Below are 16,681 nucleotides of genomic sequence, written 5' to 3' on the forward strand. Positions count from 1 at the left end.
GGATTGACTCCAGGGTGGTAACTCCGCTGATTGATATTTTTAACAGGGGCGCTGGCAAAGCGTCGGAGCGCAGGCGAGACCGTACTCTCAGGTCGCTGTCGGATCGACAGCGGGCACTCGTGCCCTCACTGCGGTTGGCCCACTGGGCAAACAGGCGCGTCAGGCGCTAACCGTTTTGTCGAGCGCAGCCAAAAGCAAAGGTGTTTCATCATGTCGGTACCCCCGCGTGCCGTTCGTTTGGATGAAGCGACCGACTTCCTCAGGGAACATCCTGAGGTTCAGTTCGTCGATCTTCTGATTGCAGATATGAATGGCGTGGTGCGTGGCAAACGCATCGAGCGCAACAATCTGCCCAAAGTCTTCGAGAAAGGAATCAACCTCCCCGCTTCGCTGTTTGCCCTCGACATCACCGGCTCCACCGTCGAAAGCACCGGTCTCGGTCTCGACATCGGCGATGCCGACCGCGTCTGTTTCCCCATCACCGACACCCTCTCCATGGAGCCCTGGCAGAAGCGCCCCACCGCGCAATTGCTGATGACCATGCACGAGATGGAAGGCGAGCCCTTTTTCGCCGATCCCCGCGAGGTCCTGCGCCAGGTCGTGCAGCGCTTCGACGAACTCGGACTCACCGTCTGCGCCGCCTTCGAGCTGGAGTTCTATCTGATCGATCAGGAGAACATCAACGGCCGTCCGCAGCCACCGCGCTCACCCATCTCCGGCAAGCGTCCCCAGTCGGTCCAGGTCTACTCCATGGACGATCTGGACGAATACGCCGACTGCCTGCAGGACATCATCGACGGCGCCCGCGCCCAGGGCATTCCAGCCGACGCCATCGTCGCCGAATCAGCGCCAGCGCAATTCGAGGTCAACCTCAATCACGTCGCCGATCCGATCAAGGCCTGCGACTACGCCGTGCTGCTCAAGCGTCTGATCAAGAACGTCGCCTACGACCATGAAATGGATACCACCTTCATGGCCAAGCCCTACCCGGGCCAGGCGGGCAACGGCTTGCACGTGCATATTTCCCTGCTGGACAAGGAAGGCCGCAACATCTTTGCCGGCGAGGATCCCGAGCAGAACGCCGCATTGCGTCACGCCATCGGCGGTGTGCTCGAGACCCTGCCCGCCTGCATGGCCTTCCTCTGCCCCAACGTGAACAGCTATCGCCGCTTCGGCTCGCAGTTCTTCGTGCCCAATGCACCAAGCTGGGGCCTGGACAACCGTACCACCGCCCTGCGCGTGCCTACCGGTACACCGGAAGCGCACCGCATCGAGCATCGGGTAGCCGGCGCCGACGCCAACCCCTACCTGCTGCTGGCCGGTGTCCTGGCTGGCGTGCACCACGGCCTGACCCGACAGATCGAGCCCGGCCCGGTGACCGAGGGCAACTCCTACGAGCAGCACGAGCAGAGCCTGCCGAACAACCTGCGTGATGCCTTGCGCTACCTGGACGACAGCTCGGTGATGGCGGAGTACATCGATCCGAAGTACATCGACATCTTTGTCGCCTGCAAGGAGCACGAGCTAGAGGAGTTCGAACACTCCATCTCCGACCTCGAGTACAACTGGTACCTGCACACCGTGTAGGCGTATGCCTGCCGACCGGCCCCGCGCCGGTCGGCAGGCACCTGCGCTGCGTACCGCCCGCCCCGAGCCTGGTCGATCGCCCCATCGCTCGCCGCAACACCCTCGCCGACGCTCCTACCGTTACAGGAGATAAACTGCGGACCTCGAACGTTTCCCGCCGTACTGCGCCAGCCCGCCCGCGCCTTTGCGCCTGAGGCGATCTGCCGGCACTTTTCCCTTTCAGCCCCCCGAAGACTCTGGATGGAGAGCCTCGCCATGACTACCCTCACCACGCCGCGTGCCGACGGCTTCCACATGCCGGCCGAATGGGCCGACCAGCGCCAGATCTGGATGGTCTGGCCCGAGCGCCCCGACAACTGGCGCCTCGGCGGCAAACCCGCCCAGGCGGCCTTCACCGCGGTCGCCCAGGCCATCGCCCGCTTCGAGCCGGTCACCATCGGTGCCTCGGCGCAGCAGTACGAAAACGCCCGCGCCCGCCTGCAGCATCCCAATATCCGGGTGGTGGAAATCAGCAATGACGACGCCTGGTGCCGCGATACCGGCCCGACCTTCGTCAGCGATGGCCAGGGTGGTGTGCGCGGAGTGGACTGGAGTTTCAATGCCTGGGGCGGCCTGGACGGTGGCCTCTACTTCCCCTGGCAGCGCGACGACCAGGTAGCGGGCAAGATCCTGGCAATCGAGAATCTTCCGGGCTACCGCACCCCGGATTTCGTTCTCGAAGGCGGCTCCATCCATGTCGACGGCGAAGGCACCCTGATCACCACCGAGGAATGCCTGCTCAACGCCAACCGCAATCCACACCTGGATCGCGCGCAGATCGAGCGTTATCTGAGCGACTACCTGGCGGTGGACAAGGTCGTCTGGCTGCCCCACGGTCTCTACAACGATGAAACCAACGGCCACGTGGACAACTTCTGCTGCTACGTGCGCCCGGGCGAGGTGCTGCTGAGCTGGTGCGACGACCAGGCCGACCCCAACTACAGCCGCTGTCGCGAGGCGCTGGCCGTGCTGGAGCGCGAGACCGATGCCCGTGGCCGCACCTTCAAGGTGCACCGCATCGTCACCCCGGGTCCGCTGTTCGCCAGCGAGGACGAATGCCGCGACGTGGACGCCTGCCTCGGCACCCAGCCACGTCGTGCCGGCGAGCGCCTGGCGGCCTCCTACGTCAACTTCCTGATCGTCAACGGCGGCATCATCGCACCGAACTTTGGCGTCCCCGAGGATGCGGAGGCTTTGAGCACCCTGCAGGCCTGCTTCCCGAAGCACGAGGTGGTGCAGGTGCCTGGCCGCGAGATCCTGCTAGGCGGCGGCAACATCCATTGCATCACCCAGCAGCAGCCAACCGGTCGCTGACTTCCGGTAGAAACGAAAAAGCCCGTCTTGCGACGGGCTTTTTCTTGACCTGAGCGCGGCTTAGAGCAGCGGCAGGGTGTAGCTGACGATCAGACGGTTTTCGTCGACATCGCGCTGGCCCGGCACACCGGCTTGGGAAACGGCCGGCAGGTCGGAACGCAGCATGGCGTTACGCCAGGTGAAGCCCAGACCTTTCAGCTGGCCTTCCGGGATCACGTAGCTGACGGTCAGGTCGCGTTCCCATTCCATGGCGTCGCCAGTACGGGTACGGATGTTGTCACCGCGCTGATAGATGACGCCAGCGGTCAGACCCTTGACGCCCAGCTGAGCGAAGTCATAGGAGTAGCGAGCCTGCCAGGTGTCTTCGCCGGAACGGGTGAAGTTGTTGATCTGAATATCGGTGATGGCATAGGTCGAAGCGCCACCGTTCTCGTTCAGGTAGGGGAAGGCGCTGTTGCCGTTGCTGCCCTGATAGCCCAGACCAAAGGTGTGGCCGTAGATCGAGTAGGTGAACAGGCCGCTGTAGAGGCGGTTGTCGATCTCGCCAGTGGTACGGGTACCACCGTAGTAGCCGCTGGACACGTAGAGACCGGTGCTGTCGGCCTTGCGGTTCTCGCCCTGGCTGTTGCTATCGAAATAGCGAAGGTCGGTCTTGAAGGTACCGTCGCCCAGCTTGACGTTGTGAACCAGGCCCAGGAAGTGCTGGTTGTAGAAGTCTTCCAGCTGACCAAAGTAGTACTGCAGGGTCAGGTCTTTGGTGACCTTGTAATCGGCACCGACGAAGCGGAAATGGTCGCTGTTGCGACGCAGAGCGGCATTCGCCGCACCGTTGGAGCCAGCGATGGACAGATCGTCTTCGTCGGTGGAGTTACGGTTCTTGGCACGCTCAAGCTGGCCGGCGGTCAGAGTCAGGTTCTTGATGTCCTTGGACGTGACCTGAGCACCCTGATAGGTCTGTGGCAGCAGACGACCGTCGTTGGATACCACCACCGGCAACTTCGGCATCAGAGTGCCGTAGCGGAACTCGGTTTCGGAGATCTTCATCTTGGCAGTAGCGCCCAGGCTGCTGAACTCGTCGACGGCACTGTTATCGGTATCGCGCGGGAACATGCCCCCGTTCTGCACACTACTGGCATTGGTAGCCTTGCCACCGCTGTCCAGACGCAGGCCCAGCATGCCGACCGCATCGACGCCGAAGCCAACAGTGCCTTGGGTGAAACCCGACTGGTAGTTCAGCATGAAGCCCTGACCCCAATCCATCACGCGAGAAGGATTGGCGGTACCGTTACGGTTGTCTGTGTTGATGTAGAAGTTACGCAGACTAAGCGTTGCTTTGCTGTCTTCGACGAAGCCGGCAGCTTGAGTGGCGGCAATAAGGGACAGGTTCAGACAGGCCGCGGAGACCGCGACCACCAGTGGCTTCTTGACCATGAGTGCTCCAGGGGTGAATCGTTGTTATGCAGCCACCAGAGGTGTCAGCGCCTGCTGGTGGTATGCCCGACGGGCCGTGCGGAAGGGAAAGCTAGAGGGCTTTTGTTTCATTTTCGAGAATTTTCCCGGGCCTGGTCGACTTTTGAGTTGCGACCTCCGGCACAGGACCTCTGCTACCGTCTTCCACGTTGCGAAAGCTAATTGCAAAAAAGCATTTCGTCTAGCAATACGTGGTCGAAAAACCGCCCTAAGGTCTTCCCCTGTAACCGGTCGGTCATGAACAAGGGGAACCTGTTCTTCCGCACCTGTGGTAAAGACGAATCTTTTCCCTGATATCTTCGACCCCTTCCCTTCCCGGACGCTCTGGGACGGTAGTTTCGCGCTCTATCTCAGCGCTTCAGAAAGCACACGCCCTGATCTACCACACTCTAAACCCATTAGAGTTCTGTATATATTTCAATGGCTTGCAGCTTTTTTCCGTCGACCCTAAGGTTGCTCCCTACAGCCGAAGGCATTCTTGCCTTACCTGCCGGTAAGAATGTCCGCGCGGAACCATGCTCGTCTGGTTACGAAAAGGTCCGAAAGTCTATTCATGACGTCGGTCAATTCATGCCGAGCGCCGGCCTATGAAGCAAAGGCGTTGATACTGACGGCAGGCGAGGAAGGCGCCAGCTAACGGGCGATGTTGCTCTTGAGACGCGTCAAGATCGAGCGCGGGAGTAGAACGTAGAAAGGCCTGCCAGGATGCAGGCCCTTTACCGGGCAACCGCCCTGCTAGAGCGGTCGGGAGAGCTGGTCAGCGCAGCGAAGCCAAGGACAGCAGGGCCTGGCAACGGCGTGCTAGCCCTGAACCACCTGATCCTTACCCTGGCGCTTGGCTCGGTACATGGCCTCGTCAGCGCGAACATAGAGGGTATCCAGCGACTCATCCTCTTCGCGCAGGACGGTGACCCCCTGACTGATGGTAACTTTCAGTGGACCTTCAGCAGTGGGCACCGCCAGTTGCCGGACGGCACGCTGCAGGCGGCTGCCTATTTGCAGCGCGAGGTCGCTGTCACACCCCGGCAGCAACAGGGCGAATTCTTCACCACCGATGCGGCCGAAAAGATCACCGCGACGGGTAGTTTGAGCCCCACATTCGGCAACACGCTGTAACACTTGATCGCCCATCTGGTGGCCGAAGCGATCATTGATCTTCTTGAAGTCGTCAATATCGAGCAGCAGGAAGGCGAGCGGCTCCCCTTCGCTGCGGGCGAATTCGAAGGCACGTTGCGCGCTTTCGAAGAAATGGCGGCGGTTGCTGCTTCGCGTCAAGACATCGGTGGTGGCGAGCCGCTGCAGCTCTTCCTCCATACGCTTCTTCTCGGTGATGTCTTCGGCGATTCCCACCACCAGGAGCGGCATACCGGCTTCGCTGCGCTGACTGACAAAGCATTTGTCACTGAGCCAGCGAATCTCGCCGTCGGCACGGATGATGCGGTACTCACGCGATTCGATAGCGCCCTGCTCTATCACCTGTTCCAGGGTTCGTTGCGCGTATTCGAGGTCATCGGGATAGATGTTGTTGAGCCAGGTACTGTAATCGCTCAACACCTGCGATTGGGAGCGACCGAAGATCTGCTGGTAGGCGGGGCTGACGTAGATGATCTGGCGAGTGCGCCAGTCCAGCGCCCACAGTACGGCGTTGACGCTTTCCAGGAGCGCACTGAACAGCTGTTCGCGATCACGCAGGCGATCTGCTTCGGCCCGCGAGTGCAGGAGCGCCAGAAGATTCTCTTCCGGAGTGGGAAGAGCAGACAGCGGGGGTTGTTCATCCATATACACATGCGCCTACGCGGGGTCCTGAGGGAATTAGAGACAGCTGAAAGCAAGCTGGTTCAATCCCCGCGCAGCGCAGCCCACCGCTTCGGTGGGCTTTTGTGAAGCCTTTCTCAGGCGGTCCCAGCCGGTCGCAGCGAATAGGTCTTCAGCTGTTCGGCGAACTCGCGCAGCGACTGGATACCGCTGGCTTCGGCCTCGCCGATCCACTGCCGGGTCGCGGCCAGCATGTCGTGGCCATTGGCACTGGTGCGGGCCCAGATCTGCTGCAGCGCCAGGCGCTTTTCGTAGATCAGCTTCAGCGTCTGGCTGTGCTCGAGCAACTCATCGATGCGTACCTGGTGGCGCGCCTTGAGCAGACTGGTCTCTCGCGCTAGCAGACCACGCGCCCGACGAAACAGCGGGCGCTGGGAGGGTGCGGCGCTGACGCGCTCCTGCCGGAGCAGCGGACCTATTACCTGCTTGCGGTACTGGGCCATGATCTGGAAACGGTTGTTGAGGATGGCCATGGCGGTATCCATGTCCAACTGTCCCTTGCCCTCGATACGGTGGGCGATGGGCGCGACGCGATTGACCTTGGCCAGGCGCAGCCAGGTGAACAGCTTGATCCAGGCCCAGCCCATGTCGAATTCCCAGCGCTTGACCGACAGCTTGGCCGAGTTGGGATAGGTGTGGTGGTTGTTGTGCAGCTCTTCACCCCCGATGACGATGCCCCAGGGAACGAGGTTGGTGGCGGCGTCGCGGCATTCGAAGTTGCGATAGCCCACCGCGTGCCCCAGGCCATTGACCACACCGGCGGCCCAGAAGGGAATCCAGACCATCTGCACTGCCCAGACAGTGAGACCCAGGGCGCCGAACAGAGCCACGTCGATCAGCAGCAGCAACACGACCCCCAGATTGCGGGTACGCGGATTGGAATAAAGCTTGCGCTCGATCCAGTCGTCCGGGCAGTTCTTGCCATAGATGCGCAAGGTGTCGGCGTTGTTCGCCTCGGCCTTGTACAACTCGGCGCCGCGCCGAACCACGGTGGCGAGCCCCTTGTGCACCGGGCTGTGCGGGTCGTCTTCGGTTTCGCACTTGGCGTGGTGCTTGCGGTGGATGGCGGTCCACTCGCGGGTGTTCATCGCCGTGGTCAGCCACAGCCAGAAGCGGAAGGCGTGCTTGAGCGCCGGATGCAGCTCCAGCGAGCGGTGGGCGGAGTAACGATGCAGGTAGACGGTGACACTGACAATGGTCAGGTGAGTCAGCACCAGGGTGACCACCACCAGTTGCCAGACCGTCAGGTCGAGCAGGCCGTTGTAGCTCATGACGCAGAGGACCTCGCGCGGATGTTGTAGTGCAACTGTCACTGAAAGTTCAGTGAACAGGCGTTCGCGCATTATTGCCGGGGTTGGCGATAAATCCAGCCCTACCTTTTGCTACACAACGTGTCCTTCACAAACCGCTAATTCTAAAAGCGCATAAACAAAGCATTATTAGCAATTTTAAGAAATAACAAACCTCCTTCTAAGATGGCGTCACCTCTTCACTTACCCCTCCTTCGAGGACGCCATCCCATGAGCTCCGCTCCGTTCCGCAGCCTGGAAAACCAGGACGAAACCGCACTGCTCCGCGACATCCAGCAGGCCTTGCGTGGCCTCAGGTTCGGCGCCATCGAGATCACCGTGCACAACGGCCAGGTGGTGCAGATCGAGCGCAAGGAAAAATTCCGGCCTCAGACCGGTCCGTCAAACAAGCATTGAGTTCACGAGATTAGTGGACGAGCGGGCAAGGTGCCCGCCAGACGGTGTCCGCCTTTCCACGTCAAGGAGCCTTCCCATGTCCCTTCGCCGCTTCGCCATGGCCGCACTTGCCGGCGCCTTGCTCACCAGTCAGGTCCAGGCCGTCGAGTTGCTCAACGTGTCCTACGATCCGACCCGTGAGCTCTACCAGCAGTACAACGCCGCCTTCGCCAAGCACTGGAAGGCCGAGACCGGCGAAGACGTGAGCATCAAGAATTCCCATGGTGGCTCCGGCAAGCAGGCCCGCTCGGTGATCGATGGCCTGCAGGCCGATGTCGTCACCTTGGCACTGTCTGGTGACATTGATGCCCTCAACCTGCACCAGCAGCTGGTCGACCCTAGCTGGCAACAGCGTCTGCCGGACAACAGCACGCCCTATACCTCGACCATCGTCTTCCTGGTGCGCAAGGGCAATCCCAAGGGCATCAAGGACTGGGACGACCTGGTGAAGAAAGACGTCCAGGTCATCACCCCCAATCCCAAGACCTCCGGCGGCGCACGCTGGAACTTCCTTGCCGCCTGGGCCTATGCCAAGGCCACCTACGGCAGCGATGCCGAGACACTGAAATTCGTCACCGAGCTCTATCGCCATGCGCCGGTGCTGGATACCGGCGCGCGCGGCGCCACCATCAGCTTCGTACAGCGCCAGCTCGGCGACGTGCTGATCGCCTGGGAGAACGAAGCCTATCTGTCGCTCAAGGAAGAAGGTGGCGACCAGCTGGAGATCGTCACGCCGTCGCTGTCGATCCTGGCCGAGCCGCCGGTGGCCGTGGTGGACAAGGTGGTAGACAGGAAGGGCACCCGCAAAGAGGCAGAGGCCTACCTCAAGTACCTCTACAGCCCCGAGGGCCAACGCATCGCCGCAGAGAATTTCTATCGGCCCCGCGATGCCAAGGTGGCGGCGGAATTCAAGGATCAGTTCAAGCCGGTCAAGCTGGTGACCATCGACCAGGCATTCGGCGGCTGGAAAGCGGCGCAGCCGAAGTACTTCGCCGACGGCGGCGTGTTCGACAAGATCTTCGCCGACATCAACAAATAGCACCCCGGCCGGGACGGCTCACGCCGACCAGCCCGGAACAGGTATCGTTCCACCCCTCTGCGCCCTGGCGAAGGCATCGCCGGGGCGCCTTGCAGAAGGACGTCTCATGTCTCGCCGCCTCTCTCCGGTCATACCCGGCTTCGGGTTGACCCTGGGCTTTTCCCTGACCTACCTGGCGCTGATCGTGCTGATCCCGCTGGGCGCCATGTTCCTCCATGCCAGCCAGCTGACCCTCGGCCAGTTCTGGTCGCTGATCACCGGGCGCCAGGTGCTGGCCGCGCTGCAGCTGTCCTTTGGCACGGCCCTGCTCGCCGCCCTGGTCAACGGCATCCTCGGCACCCTGCTGGCCTGGGTGCTGGTGCGCTACGAGTTTCCCGGGCGCAAGCTGATCGATGCCATGGTCGACCTGCCCTTCGCCCTGCCCACCGCGGTGGCCGGCATCGCCCTGACCGCGCTCTATGCGCCCAACGGCATGATAGGTTCGCTGTTTCCCTTCAAGATCGCCTATACCCCGATCGGTATCACCCTGGCGCTGATCTTCGTCACCCTGCCCTTCGTGGTGCGCACCCTGCAGCCGGTGCTGGCGGACATTCCCAAGGAAATCGAGGAAGCCGCCACCTGCCTGGGCGCGCGCCCCTGGCAGGTGTTCCGCTACGTGCTGGTGCCGACCCTGCTGCCGGCCTGGCTGACCGGCTTCGCCCTGGCCTTCGCCCGCGGCGTGGGCGAGTACGGCTCGGTGGTGTTCATCGCCGGCAACATCCCGTTCAAGACCGAGATCCTGCCGCTGCTCATCGTCTCCAAGCTGGACCAGTACGACTACACGGGTGCCACCGGCATCGGCGTGTTCATGCTGCTGGTGTCCTTCGTCATGCTGCTGCTGATCAACATCCTGCAGCGCCGCATCCAGCCCAACATCTAAGGACGACCGCATGAGCCTCATGACTTCGACCAAGGCCGATGCGCGCGCCAGCAAGCAGCGCACCCCGGTGGCCATCGCCCTGATCGCCAGCGCCTGGCTGATCTTCCTGCTGATCCTGGTGCTGCCGCTGTACATGGTGCTGAGCCAGGGCCTGGCCAACGGCATCGGCGCCTTCTGGAACGCCATCAGCGAACCGGATGCGATCTCGGCGCTCAAGCTGACGCTGTTCGCCACCGCCATCTCGGTCCCCCTGAACCTGGCCTTCGGCCTGGCAGCGGCCTGGTGCGTCACCAAGTTCGAGTTCACCGGCAAGAGCCTGCTGATCACCCTGATCGATCTGCCCTTCTCGGTCTCGCCGGTGATCGCCGGTCTCATCTATGTGCTGCTGTTCGGCGCCCAGGGGCTGATGGGCCCCTATCTGCAGAGCGTGAACGTGCAGATCGTCTTCGCCGTGCCCGGCATCGTACTGGCGACGATCTTCGTCACCTTTCCCTATGTCGCCCGCGAACTGATCCCGCTGATGCAGGAACAGGGCACCCAGGAGGAAGAGGCGGCGCGGTTGCTGGGCGCCAGTGGCTGGCAACTGTTCTGGCACGTGACCCTGCCCAACGTGAAATGGGCGCTGATCTATGGCGTGGTGCTCTGCACCGCGCGGGCCATGGGCGAGTTCGGCGCGGTGTCGGTGGTCTCCGGCCACATCCGCGGCCTGACCAACACCCTGCCGCTGCACATCGAGATTCTCTACAACGAATACAACATCGTCGCCGCCTTCAGCGTGGCGATCCTGCTGCTGATGATGGCCCTGGTGATCCTGCTGCTGCGGCAGTGGAGCGAGAGTCGCCTGAGCCGCCAACTGCAGCACCGTGACGAGGAATAAGGCGCCATGAGCATCGAGATCCAGGGCATCAACAAGAGGTTCGGCGCCTTCCAGGCGCTCAAGGACATCAATCTGCACATCGAGAGCGGCGAGCTGGTCGCCCTGCTCGGCCCCTCCGGCTGCGGCAAGACCACCCTGCTGCGCATCATCGCCGGCCTGGAAGCGCCGGACACCGGCAACATCGGTTTCCATGGCGAAGACGTCTCCGGACGCGACGTGCGCGATCGCAACGTCGGCTTCGTCTTCCAGCACTACGCGCTGTTCCGCCACATGACGGTGTTCGACAACGTGGCCTTCGGCCTGCGCATGAAGCCGCGCCGCGAGCGGCCGAGCGAGGCGCAAATCGCCAGCAAGGTGCATGAATTGCTGAACATGGTGCAGCTCGACTGGCTGGCCGACCGCTATCCCGAGCAGCTCTCCGGCGGCCAGCGCCAGCGCATCGCCCTGGCCCGTGCCCTGGCGGTGGAACCCAAGATCCTGCTGCTCGACGAACCCTTCGGCGCGCTGGATGCCAAGGTGCGCAAGGAATTGCGGCGCTGGCTGGCGCGCCTGCACGAGGAGATCCACCTGACCTCGGTATTCGTCACCCACGACCAGGAAGAAGCCATGGAGGTGGCCGACCGCATCGTGGTTATGAACAAGGGCCAGATCGAGCAGGTGGGCTCGCCCGGCGAGGTCTACGAGCAGCCGGCAAGCGACTTCGTCTATCACTTCCTGGGTGACTCCAATCGCCTGGCGCTGGGCGAACAGGAGGTGTTGTTCCGCCCCCACGAGGTGGAGCTGGAGCGCGAGCCGCGGCCGGGTTATCACGCGGCCGAAGTGCGCGACATCCGCCCGCTTGGGGCCATCACCCGGGTGACCCTGCGAGTACCGGAGCAAACCGAGGTGATCGAGGTGGAGCTGGTCAAGGACCACCCGGTGCTGAGCGGGCTGCAACGGGGCACGCCCCTGCATTTCCTGCCGCGCACCCCCTGAATCCGGGGCGGGCAGCTACGACGAAAGTCGTAGCCGCCAAGGTCAGACAACGGTTGCAACCTCCGGAAAGCTGGCTCCATGATCGATAAAAGCTGACAGCCATCACGCTTTGACATCGATCCGAGCAGAATAACAAGGAGGTCCCATGCCCAGGCGCTGGCTGATCGTGTTGTCGCTTCACCTGGCCACCCTGGTCGGGGCCCTGCTGGCGTGGCAACTCCTGGCGCTGCCCAGCGTCCTTGGCCTCGGCCTGACCGCTGTCGCCGCCCTGTGGCCCTGGCTGCTGGTGCGCTCCCCCGCGCCACCGCCTGCCCCTCCCCTGGCGCTCGACGACCTCACCAGCGACCTGTCGCGCAGTACCGCGCGCAATGCGGTGGCCATCGCCGGCGTGGCCTTTGCTGCCCAGCAGCTGGCAGCCCGGGTGCAATCTCAGGCCAGCACGGCTGCGCAAATTTCCAGCAGTGCCACTGCCCTCACCCGGACCGAGCAGGACAGCGCCGGCAGCGCCCGCCAGGCCCTGGAAGTGGCGCAGCAGGTCCATGCGCGCAGCGAGATCGGTCGCGAAGCGCTGAGTTCGGCGATCGCCGCCATTCGCGCACTGAGCAATCACGCCCGCCAGAGCCGCGAACTGATCGCCGGCCTGAGTGCCCGCACCGACAAGATCCAGCAGGTCACCGAAGTCATCCAGGCCATCGCCAGCCAGACCAATCTGCTGGCGCTCAATGCTGCCATCGAAGCGGCGCGGGCCGGCGAGCACGGTCGCGGCTTCGCCGTGGTGGCCGACGAAGTCCGTGGCCTGGCGGCGCGGACCTCCACCGCCACCGGTGAGGTGGGGGTGATCGTCGCCGACATCAGCCAGCAGACCGATGCCGTGGTCGCCCAGATTCAGGAACTGGCCCAGGCGCTGGAAGACGGTGTCCGCCAGGTGGAGCGCACCGGCGAAGGCCTGCAGGAGATCGCCCAGCTGGCGCAGACCGCCGAGCGCCAGGCCGAGGACATCGCCCAGGGCACCTCGGCCAATCTTGCGCAGCTGGAAAGCCTGGCCCAGGCAGTGGAACAGGTGCATAGCGATCTGGCCGACAGCGAACGCCAGACCAGCCGCCTCAGCAGCGCCGCCGACGAGCTGGTGGACATGGCCGAAGCCAGCAGCGAGCGCCTGGCCGAGGTCGGGCTGGACAGCTATCACCAGCGTATCTTCGAACTGGCGCGCCAGGGGGCGGATGCCATCGGCAGGCGCTTCGAAGAGGATCTGGCCGCCGGGCGCATCACCCAGGACGCCCTCTTCGACCGTCAGTACCAGCCCGTTCAGGGCAGCCAACCCGCCAAGTACCGCACCCGCTTCGACAGCTATACCGATGGCGTGCTACCGGCGATCCAGGAGCCGCTGCTGGAGCAGCATCCCGGCCTGGTGTTCGCCATTGCCTGTACGCCGGAGGGTTATGTGCCCACCCACAACCGCGCCTTCGCTCATCCGCCTACCGGGGATCTGGCAGTGGACACGGCGCGCAGCCGCAGCAAGCGACTGTTCAGCGATCGCACCGGCAAGCGTTGTGGCAGCCATCAGCGCCGCCTGTTGCTGCAGACCTACATGAGGGACACCGGCGAGGTGATGCACGACCTCTCGGTACCCATCCTGGTGAACGGTCGCCACTGGGGCGGACTGCGCCTGGGCTATCGCCCCGATACCGCGCGCTAGGTCACCTGCAGCTGGGTGACGGCCAATTTCCACACCGGCGCCTCCAGGCCCAGCATGCGCCCGGCCTTGTGTTCGAGCAGATCGTCGAGGGCTTCGCCAGGCGCCAGATTCGCTGCCTGAGCGGCCAGATGCAGGATCAGCGACGGCTTGGGCAGCACGCCGTGCAGGCTGTGCACGGCGGCTACCAGCTCGCGCAACTCCAGCGGCAGGCGCCAGTGCCGCTGCAACTCCGCAGAGAATTCCAGACTGTAGCTCAGCAAGGCACGCTCCAGCGCAGCCTCATCGATGGCACCGCCCTCCTCGCACCAGCGCTGCACGCCTTGCAGTACGGCCAACTCACCCAGCCGGTGCAGCAGGCCTGCGGTATAGCAGCGCTCGGCGTCCTCACGGGCATAGCGCAGCGCCAGCAAGCGAGCACAGTCGGCGGCGCGCTGGGCCAGGTGCAGATAGCCTTCGGCACGCCCGGCCAGCAGCGGCTCGGCCAGGCGTGTCGCGCGCCTCAGACTCAGACCCAGGACCAGGTTCAGGGTAAAGCCGACGCCCAGGCGCGGCAGGGCCTGGCCAAGCGTCTGGCAGGACTGTCCGACGCGCTGGGAGGCACTGTTGGCCGCGGCGATCAGGGTCGCCGTGACCAGTGGATCCTGGCCGAACTCGGTTTCCAGCTCGCCCAGGCTGCAATTGGCGCTATCGCGACAGCGCTGAATGATGGCGGGCAGGTCGGCGAACAGCGGCACCGCATCGATCTCGGCTGCCATGCGCTGCAGATGGTCACCCAGCGTGCCCAGCGCCGTAGCAATGGTCGTCTGCGTCTCGTCACCCGCAGGCGGCAACAGGCTGCGCAGGCGGCGCAACACCTCTTCGGCGGCATAGGGTTTGACCAGATAGGCCGTGGGTGCCAGGCGCAGGGCAGCGCGCACATAGGCGGCATCGGCCTGATCGGATAGCAGAATCACCGGCTGCAGGGGCTGGGCGCCACGCTGGCGGATCCGCCGCAGGAGATCGACTCCATCGCAATCAGCGGGGCGTTCGACGATGACCAGGGCGCATCTCTTGCACTGATCCAGTTCGGCGAGGGCCTGGTAGCCATGGCCATATTCATGGACAGCGGCATCGGCACGCACGGCCAGGACGAGTGACTTGAGCAAATCACGGGTCCAAGGATTGGCATCGACGATGAGTATCAGGGGCGGCATCCCAACCCACTCCTGCATGAGGCAAGCGAAGCGGCGGATGATGCGGCAAAGCGGGCATTATGCCAAGCAGGCCACACAAAGCGTCTGTAATGGGGTTTTTCACCCGCTTGGTTAGCGCCGGAAGGGTGGCCGACGGGGATGAGCAGGCGAAAAAAAACCGCCCTGTTGCAGGGCGGTTTGGTCAGGACTCAGGCCAGTTCGGCAAAACACTCGCCGATGATGGCCAGGCCGCGATCCAGCTCTTCATCGCTGGCGGTCAGGGGGACCAGGATGCGCAGCACGTTGCCGTAGCTACCGCAGCTGAGCAGGATCAGGCCCTTCTGGCGCGCCCGGACCACGATCTGGCTGGTCAGCTCGGCATCGGGCTGCTCGACGTCGCCGCCCTTGCCCAGTTCCATGGCGATCATGGCGCCCAGGCCGCGCACGTCGCAGATCTGCGTGTGCTTGGCGGCCAATTCGCGCAGGCCGGCGGTAAGGCGCTCGCCCACGGCCTTGGACCGGTCCAGCAGCTTCTCTTCCTCGAAGGTCTCGATCACCGCCAGGGCTGCGGCGCAGGCGATGGGGCTACCGGCATAGGTGCCGCCCAAGCCACCAGGGGTGACGGCATCCATTACCGTGGCGCGACCGGTCACGCCCGATAGTGGGAAGCCGCCGGCGATGGACTTGGCGAAAGTCAGCAGATCGGCATCGACGCCCATCTGCTCCATGGCGAAGAAGGTGCCGGTACGACCGGCGCCGGACTGGACTTCGTCAGCGATCAGCAGGATGCCGTGGGTGTCGCACAGCTTGCGCAGGCGCTGCATGAACTCCTTGGGCGCGGCATAGAAACCGCCTTCGCCCTGCACAGGCTCAAGGATGATGGCGGCGATGTCGCCAGGCGCGGCATCGTTCTTGAAGATGCGCTCGACACTGGCGATGGCGTCATCAACGCTGATGCCATGCAGTTCGCAGGGGTAGAGCGCGCGATAGACGCCGCCGGGCATCAGGCCCATGCCGGCCGAATAGGGCGCGACCTTGCCGGTCAGTGACAGGGTCATCATGGTGCGGCCGTGGTAGGCGCTGGAGAAGGCGATGACACCGGCGCGCTGGGTGGCGGCGCGGGCGATCTTGACGGCATTCTCCACGGCCTCGGAGCCGGAGTTGAACAGTGCGGTTTTCTTCGGGAAGTTGCCTGGTACCAGCTCGTTGAGCTTTTCGCAGACCTCGACGTAGGGCTCGTAGGCCAGCACCTGGAAGCAGGTGTGGGAGACCTTGGTCAGCTGCTCCTGCACGGCCGCCACCACGCGCGGATGCAGGTGACCGGTATTGAGCACGGCGATGCCGCCGGCGAAGTCCAGGAACTCGTTGCCCTCGACGTCCCAGACCTTGGCGTTCTCCGCACGGGCGACGAAGATCGGGTGGGTCTGGCCGACGCCACGGGCGACGGCGGCGCTGCGACGGTGCATCAGGGAATCATTGGTGTGGCTCATTGCAGTCCTCGATGGCCGCTCATCGTGGCGGCCGGCTACGGGAAAAACGCGGACCGGATTCCGGGCAGCATACGATGATCGACTGCCAACGGCCCGGCGTCCGCGCCGGGAGAAATCTTTGGATCGGGCGGGCCCCGTTGGGCTTCGACGATGAAGCCGTTTCAGCCCAACCTACGTATCTAGCGTAGGTTGGGCTGAGCGTAGCGAAGCCCAACAGACTGGCGGGATCAGACGCCCAGGCAGAGGTACTTGATCTCGAGGTATTCCTCGATGCCGTACTTGGAGCCCTCGCGGCCCAGGCCCGAAGCCTTGACGCCACCAAAGGGCGCGACTTCGTTGGAGATCAGGCCGGTGTTGATGCCGACCATGCCGTACTCCAGCGCCTCGGCCACGCGGAATACGCGGGACAGGTCGCGGGCGTAGAAATAGGAGGCCAGGCCGAACTCGGTGTCGTTGGCCAGCTCGATGACCTCGGCCTCGTCCTTGAAGCGGAACAGCGGCGCCAGCGGGCCAAAGGTCTCTTCCTTGGACACCTTGGCGCTT

The 16,681-nt window shown here is 63.6% G+C and carries 14 protein-coding genes; 8 read left to right on the forward strand and 6 right to left on the reverse strand.

All coding sequences use genetic code 11. The annotated features are described in order from the left end of the window. Positions 1–210: 210 nt before the first annotated feature. On the forward strand, positions 211–1,587 hold the full coding sequence (locus ACUCV0_RS19025) for a glutamine synthetase family protein (protein ID WP_007160769.1): 1,377 nt from the start codon (positions 211–213) through the stop codon (positions 1,585–1,587). 255 nt (positions 1,588–1,842) lie between these two features. Continuing rightward, positions 1,843–2,940 (forward strand): agmatine deiminase, encoded by a 1,098-nt coding sequence (gene aguA, locus ACUCV0_RS19030; RefSeq protein ID WP_482213379.1) that lies wholly within the window; start codon positions 1,843–1,845, stop codon positions 2,938–2,940. A 60-nt stretch (positions 2,941–3,000) separates the two neighbouring features. On the opposite strand, the gene ACUCV0_RS19035 is transcribed toward aguA, so the two are convergent. The 3 genes from ACUCV0_RS19035 to desA all read right to left on the reverse strand — a co-directional run bounded on the left by ACUCV0_RS19035 (position 3,001) and on the right by desA (position 7,496). Then, positions 3,001–4,371: an OprD family porin gene (locus tag ACUCV0_RS19035; RefSeq protein WP_482213380.1), complete on the reverse strand. Its 1,371-nt coding sequence runs from the start codon at positions 4,369–4,371 to the stop codon at positions 3,001–3,003. 840 nt (positions 4,372–5,211) lie between these two features. Next, positions 5,212–6,189, reverse strand: a complete 978-nt coding sequence (locus ACUCV0_RS19040) for a sensor domain-containing diguanylate cyclase (RefSeq protein WP_059316127.1) — start codon at positions 6,187–6,189, stop codon at positions 5,212–5,214. Between the two features lie 113 nt (positions 6,190–6,302). Continuing rightward, complete coding sequence (gene desA, locus ACUCV0_RS19045) at positions 6,303–7,496, reverse strand: delta-9 fatty acid desaturase DesA (RefSeq protein ID WP_059316128.1); 1,194 nt, start codon at positions 7,494–7,496, stop codon at positions 6,303–6,305. A gap of 249 nt (positions 7,497–7,745) precedes the next feature. On the opposite strand from desA, the gene oscA reads away from it, so the two are divergent. The 6 genes from oscA (at position 7,746) to ACUCV0_RS19075 (ending at position 13,476) form a co-directional block, all read left to right on the forward strand. Further along, positions 7,746–7,931, forward strand: coding sequence for a sulfur starvation response protein OscA (gene oscA, locus ACUCV0_RS19050; protein WP_059316129.1), 186 nt, complete (start codon positions 7,746–7,748; stop codon positions 7,929–7,931). 76 nt (positions 7,932–8,007) lie between these two features. Next, positions 8,008–9,009, forward strand: a complete 1,002-nt coding sequence (locus ACUCV0_RS19055) for a sulfate ABC transporter substrate-binding protein (protein WP_482213381.1) — start codon at positions 8,008–8,010, stop codon at positions 9,007–9,009. Positions 9,010–9,115: 106 nt separating this feature from the next. Beyond that, positions 9,116–9,928: a sulfate ABC transporter permease subunit CysT gene (gene cysT / locus ACUCV0_RS19060; RefSeq protein WP_133861341.1), complete on the forward strand. Its 813-nt coding sequence runs from the start codon at positions 9,116–9,118 to the stop codon at positions 9,926–9,928. Between the two features lie 10 nt (positions 9,929–9,938). Beyond that, positions 9,939–10,805: a sulfate ABC transporter permease subunit CysW gene (cysW, locus tag ACUCV0_RS19065; RefSeq protein ID WP_271652973.1), complete on the forward strand. Its 867-nt coding sequence runs from the start codon at positions 9,939–9,941 to the stop codon at positions 10,803–10,805. A 6-nt stretch (positions 10,806–10,811) separates the two neighbouring features. Continuing rightward, positions 10,812–11,780: a sulfate/molybdate ABC transporter ATP-binding protein gene (locus ACUCV0_RS19070; protein WP_323147939.1), complete on the forward strand. Its 969-nt coding sequence runs from the start codon at positions 10,812–10,814 to the stop codon at positions 11,778–11,780. 145 nt (positions 11,781–11,925) lie between these two features. Further along, positions 11,926–13,476: a methyl-accepting chemotaxis protein gene (locus tag ACUCV0_RS19075; protein ID WP_482213382.1), complete on the forward strand. Its 1,551-nt coding sequence runs from the start codon at positions 11,926–11,928 to the stop codon at positions 13,474–13,476. Here ACUCV0_RS19075 and ACUCV0_RS19080 read toward each other — a convergent pair. From ACUCV0_RS19080 to ACUCV0_RS19090, 3 genes are all read right to left on the reverse strand, one after another. Continuing rightward, positions 13,473–14,669, reverse strand: coding sequence for an HDOD domain-containing protein (locus ACUCV0_RS19080; protein ID WP_482213383.1), 1,197 nt, complete (start codon positions 14,667–14,669; stop codon positions 13,473–13,475). The genes ACUCV0_RS19075 and ACUCV0_RS19080 overlap by 4 nt on opposite strands. A gap of 188 nt (positions 14,670–14,857) precedes the next feature. Continuing rightward, positions 14,858–16,138: a 4-aminobutyrate--2-oxoglutarate transaminase gene (gene gabT, locus ACUCV0_RS19085; RefSeq protein ID WP_313648322.1), complete on the reverse strand. Its 1,281-nt coding sequence runs from the start codon at positions 16,136–16,138 to the stop codon at positions 14,858–14,860. A gap of 227 nt (positions 16,139–16,365) precedes the next feature. Continuing rightward, positions 16,366–16,681, reverse strand: a 316-nt coding sequence (locus ACUCV0_RS19090; RefSeq protein WP_482213278.1) for an aldehyde dehydrogenase family protein, incomplete at its 5' end; no start/stop codon positions are given.

It is taken from the genome of Pseudomonas sp. VMV1, from assembly GCF_056790235.1.

Bases quoted from the DNA above. Each gene is read 5' to 3' on its own strand.
- ACUCV0_RS19075 (WP_482213382.1), top strand. From the start codon at position 11,926: ATGCCCAGGCGCTGGCTGATCGTGTTGTCGCTTCACCTGGCCACCCTG.
- ACUCV0_RS19055 (WP_482213381.1), top strand. From the start codon at position 8,008: ATGTCCCTTCGCCGCTTCGCCATGGCCGCACTTGCCGGCGCCTTGCTC.
- ACUCV0_RS19070 (WP_323147939.1), top strand. From the start codon at position 10,812: ATGAGCATCGAGATCCAGGGCATCAACAAGAGGTTCGGCGCCTTCCAG.
- ACUCV0_RS19080 (WP_482213383.1), bottom strand. From the start codon at position 14,669: ATGCCGCCCCTGATACTCATCGTCGATGCCAATCCTTGGACCCGTGAT.
- ACUCV0_RS19025 (WP_007160769.1), top strand. From the start codon at position 211: ATGTCGGTACCCCCGCGTGCCGTTCGTTTGGATGAAGCGACCGACTTC.
- aguA (WP_482213379.1), top strand. From the start codon at position 1,843: ATGACTACCCTCACCACGCCGCGTGCCGACGGCTTCCACATGCCGGCC.
- ACUCV0_RS19035 (WP_482213380.1), bottom strand. From the start codon at position 4,371: ATGGTCAAGAAGCCACTGGTGGTCGCGGTCTCCGCGGCCTGTCTGAAC.
- ACUCV0_RS19040 (WP_059316127.1), bottom strand. From the start codon at position 6,189: ATGGATGAACAACCCCCGCTGTCTGCTCTTCCCACTCCGGAAGAGAAT.
- oscA (WP_059316129.1), top strand. From the start codon at position 7,746: ATGAGCTCCGCTCCGTTCCGCAGCCTGGAAAACCAGGACGAAACCGCA.
- desA (WP_059316128.1), bottom strand. From the start codon at position 7,496: ATGAGCTACAACGGCCTGCTCGACCTGACGGTCTGGCAACTGGTGGTG.
- cysT (WP_133861341.1), top strand. From the start codon at position 9,116: ATGTCTCGCCGCCTCTCTCCGGTCATACCCGGCTTCGGGTTGACCCTG.
- cysW (WP_271652973.1), top strand. From the start codon at position 9,939: ATGAGCCTCATGACTTCGACCAAGGCCGATGCGCGCGCCAGCAAGCAG.
- gabT (WP_313648322.1), bottom strand. From the start codon at position 16,138: ATGAGCCACACCAATGATTCCCTGATGCACCGTCGCAGCGCCGCCGTC.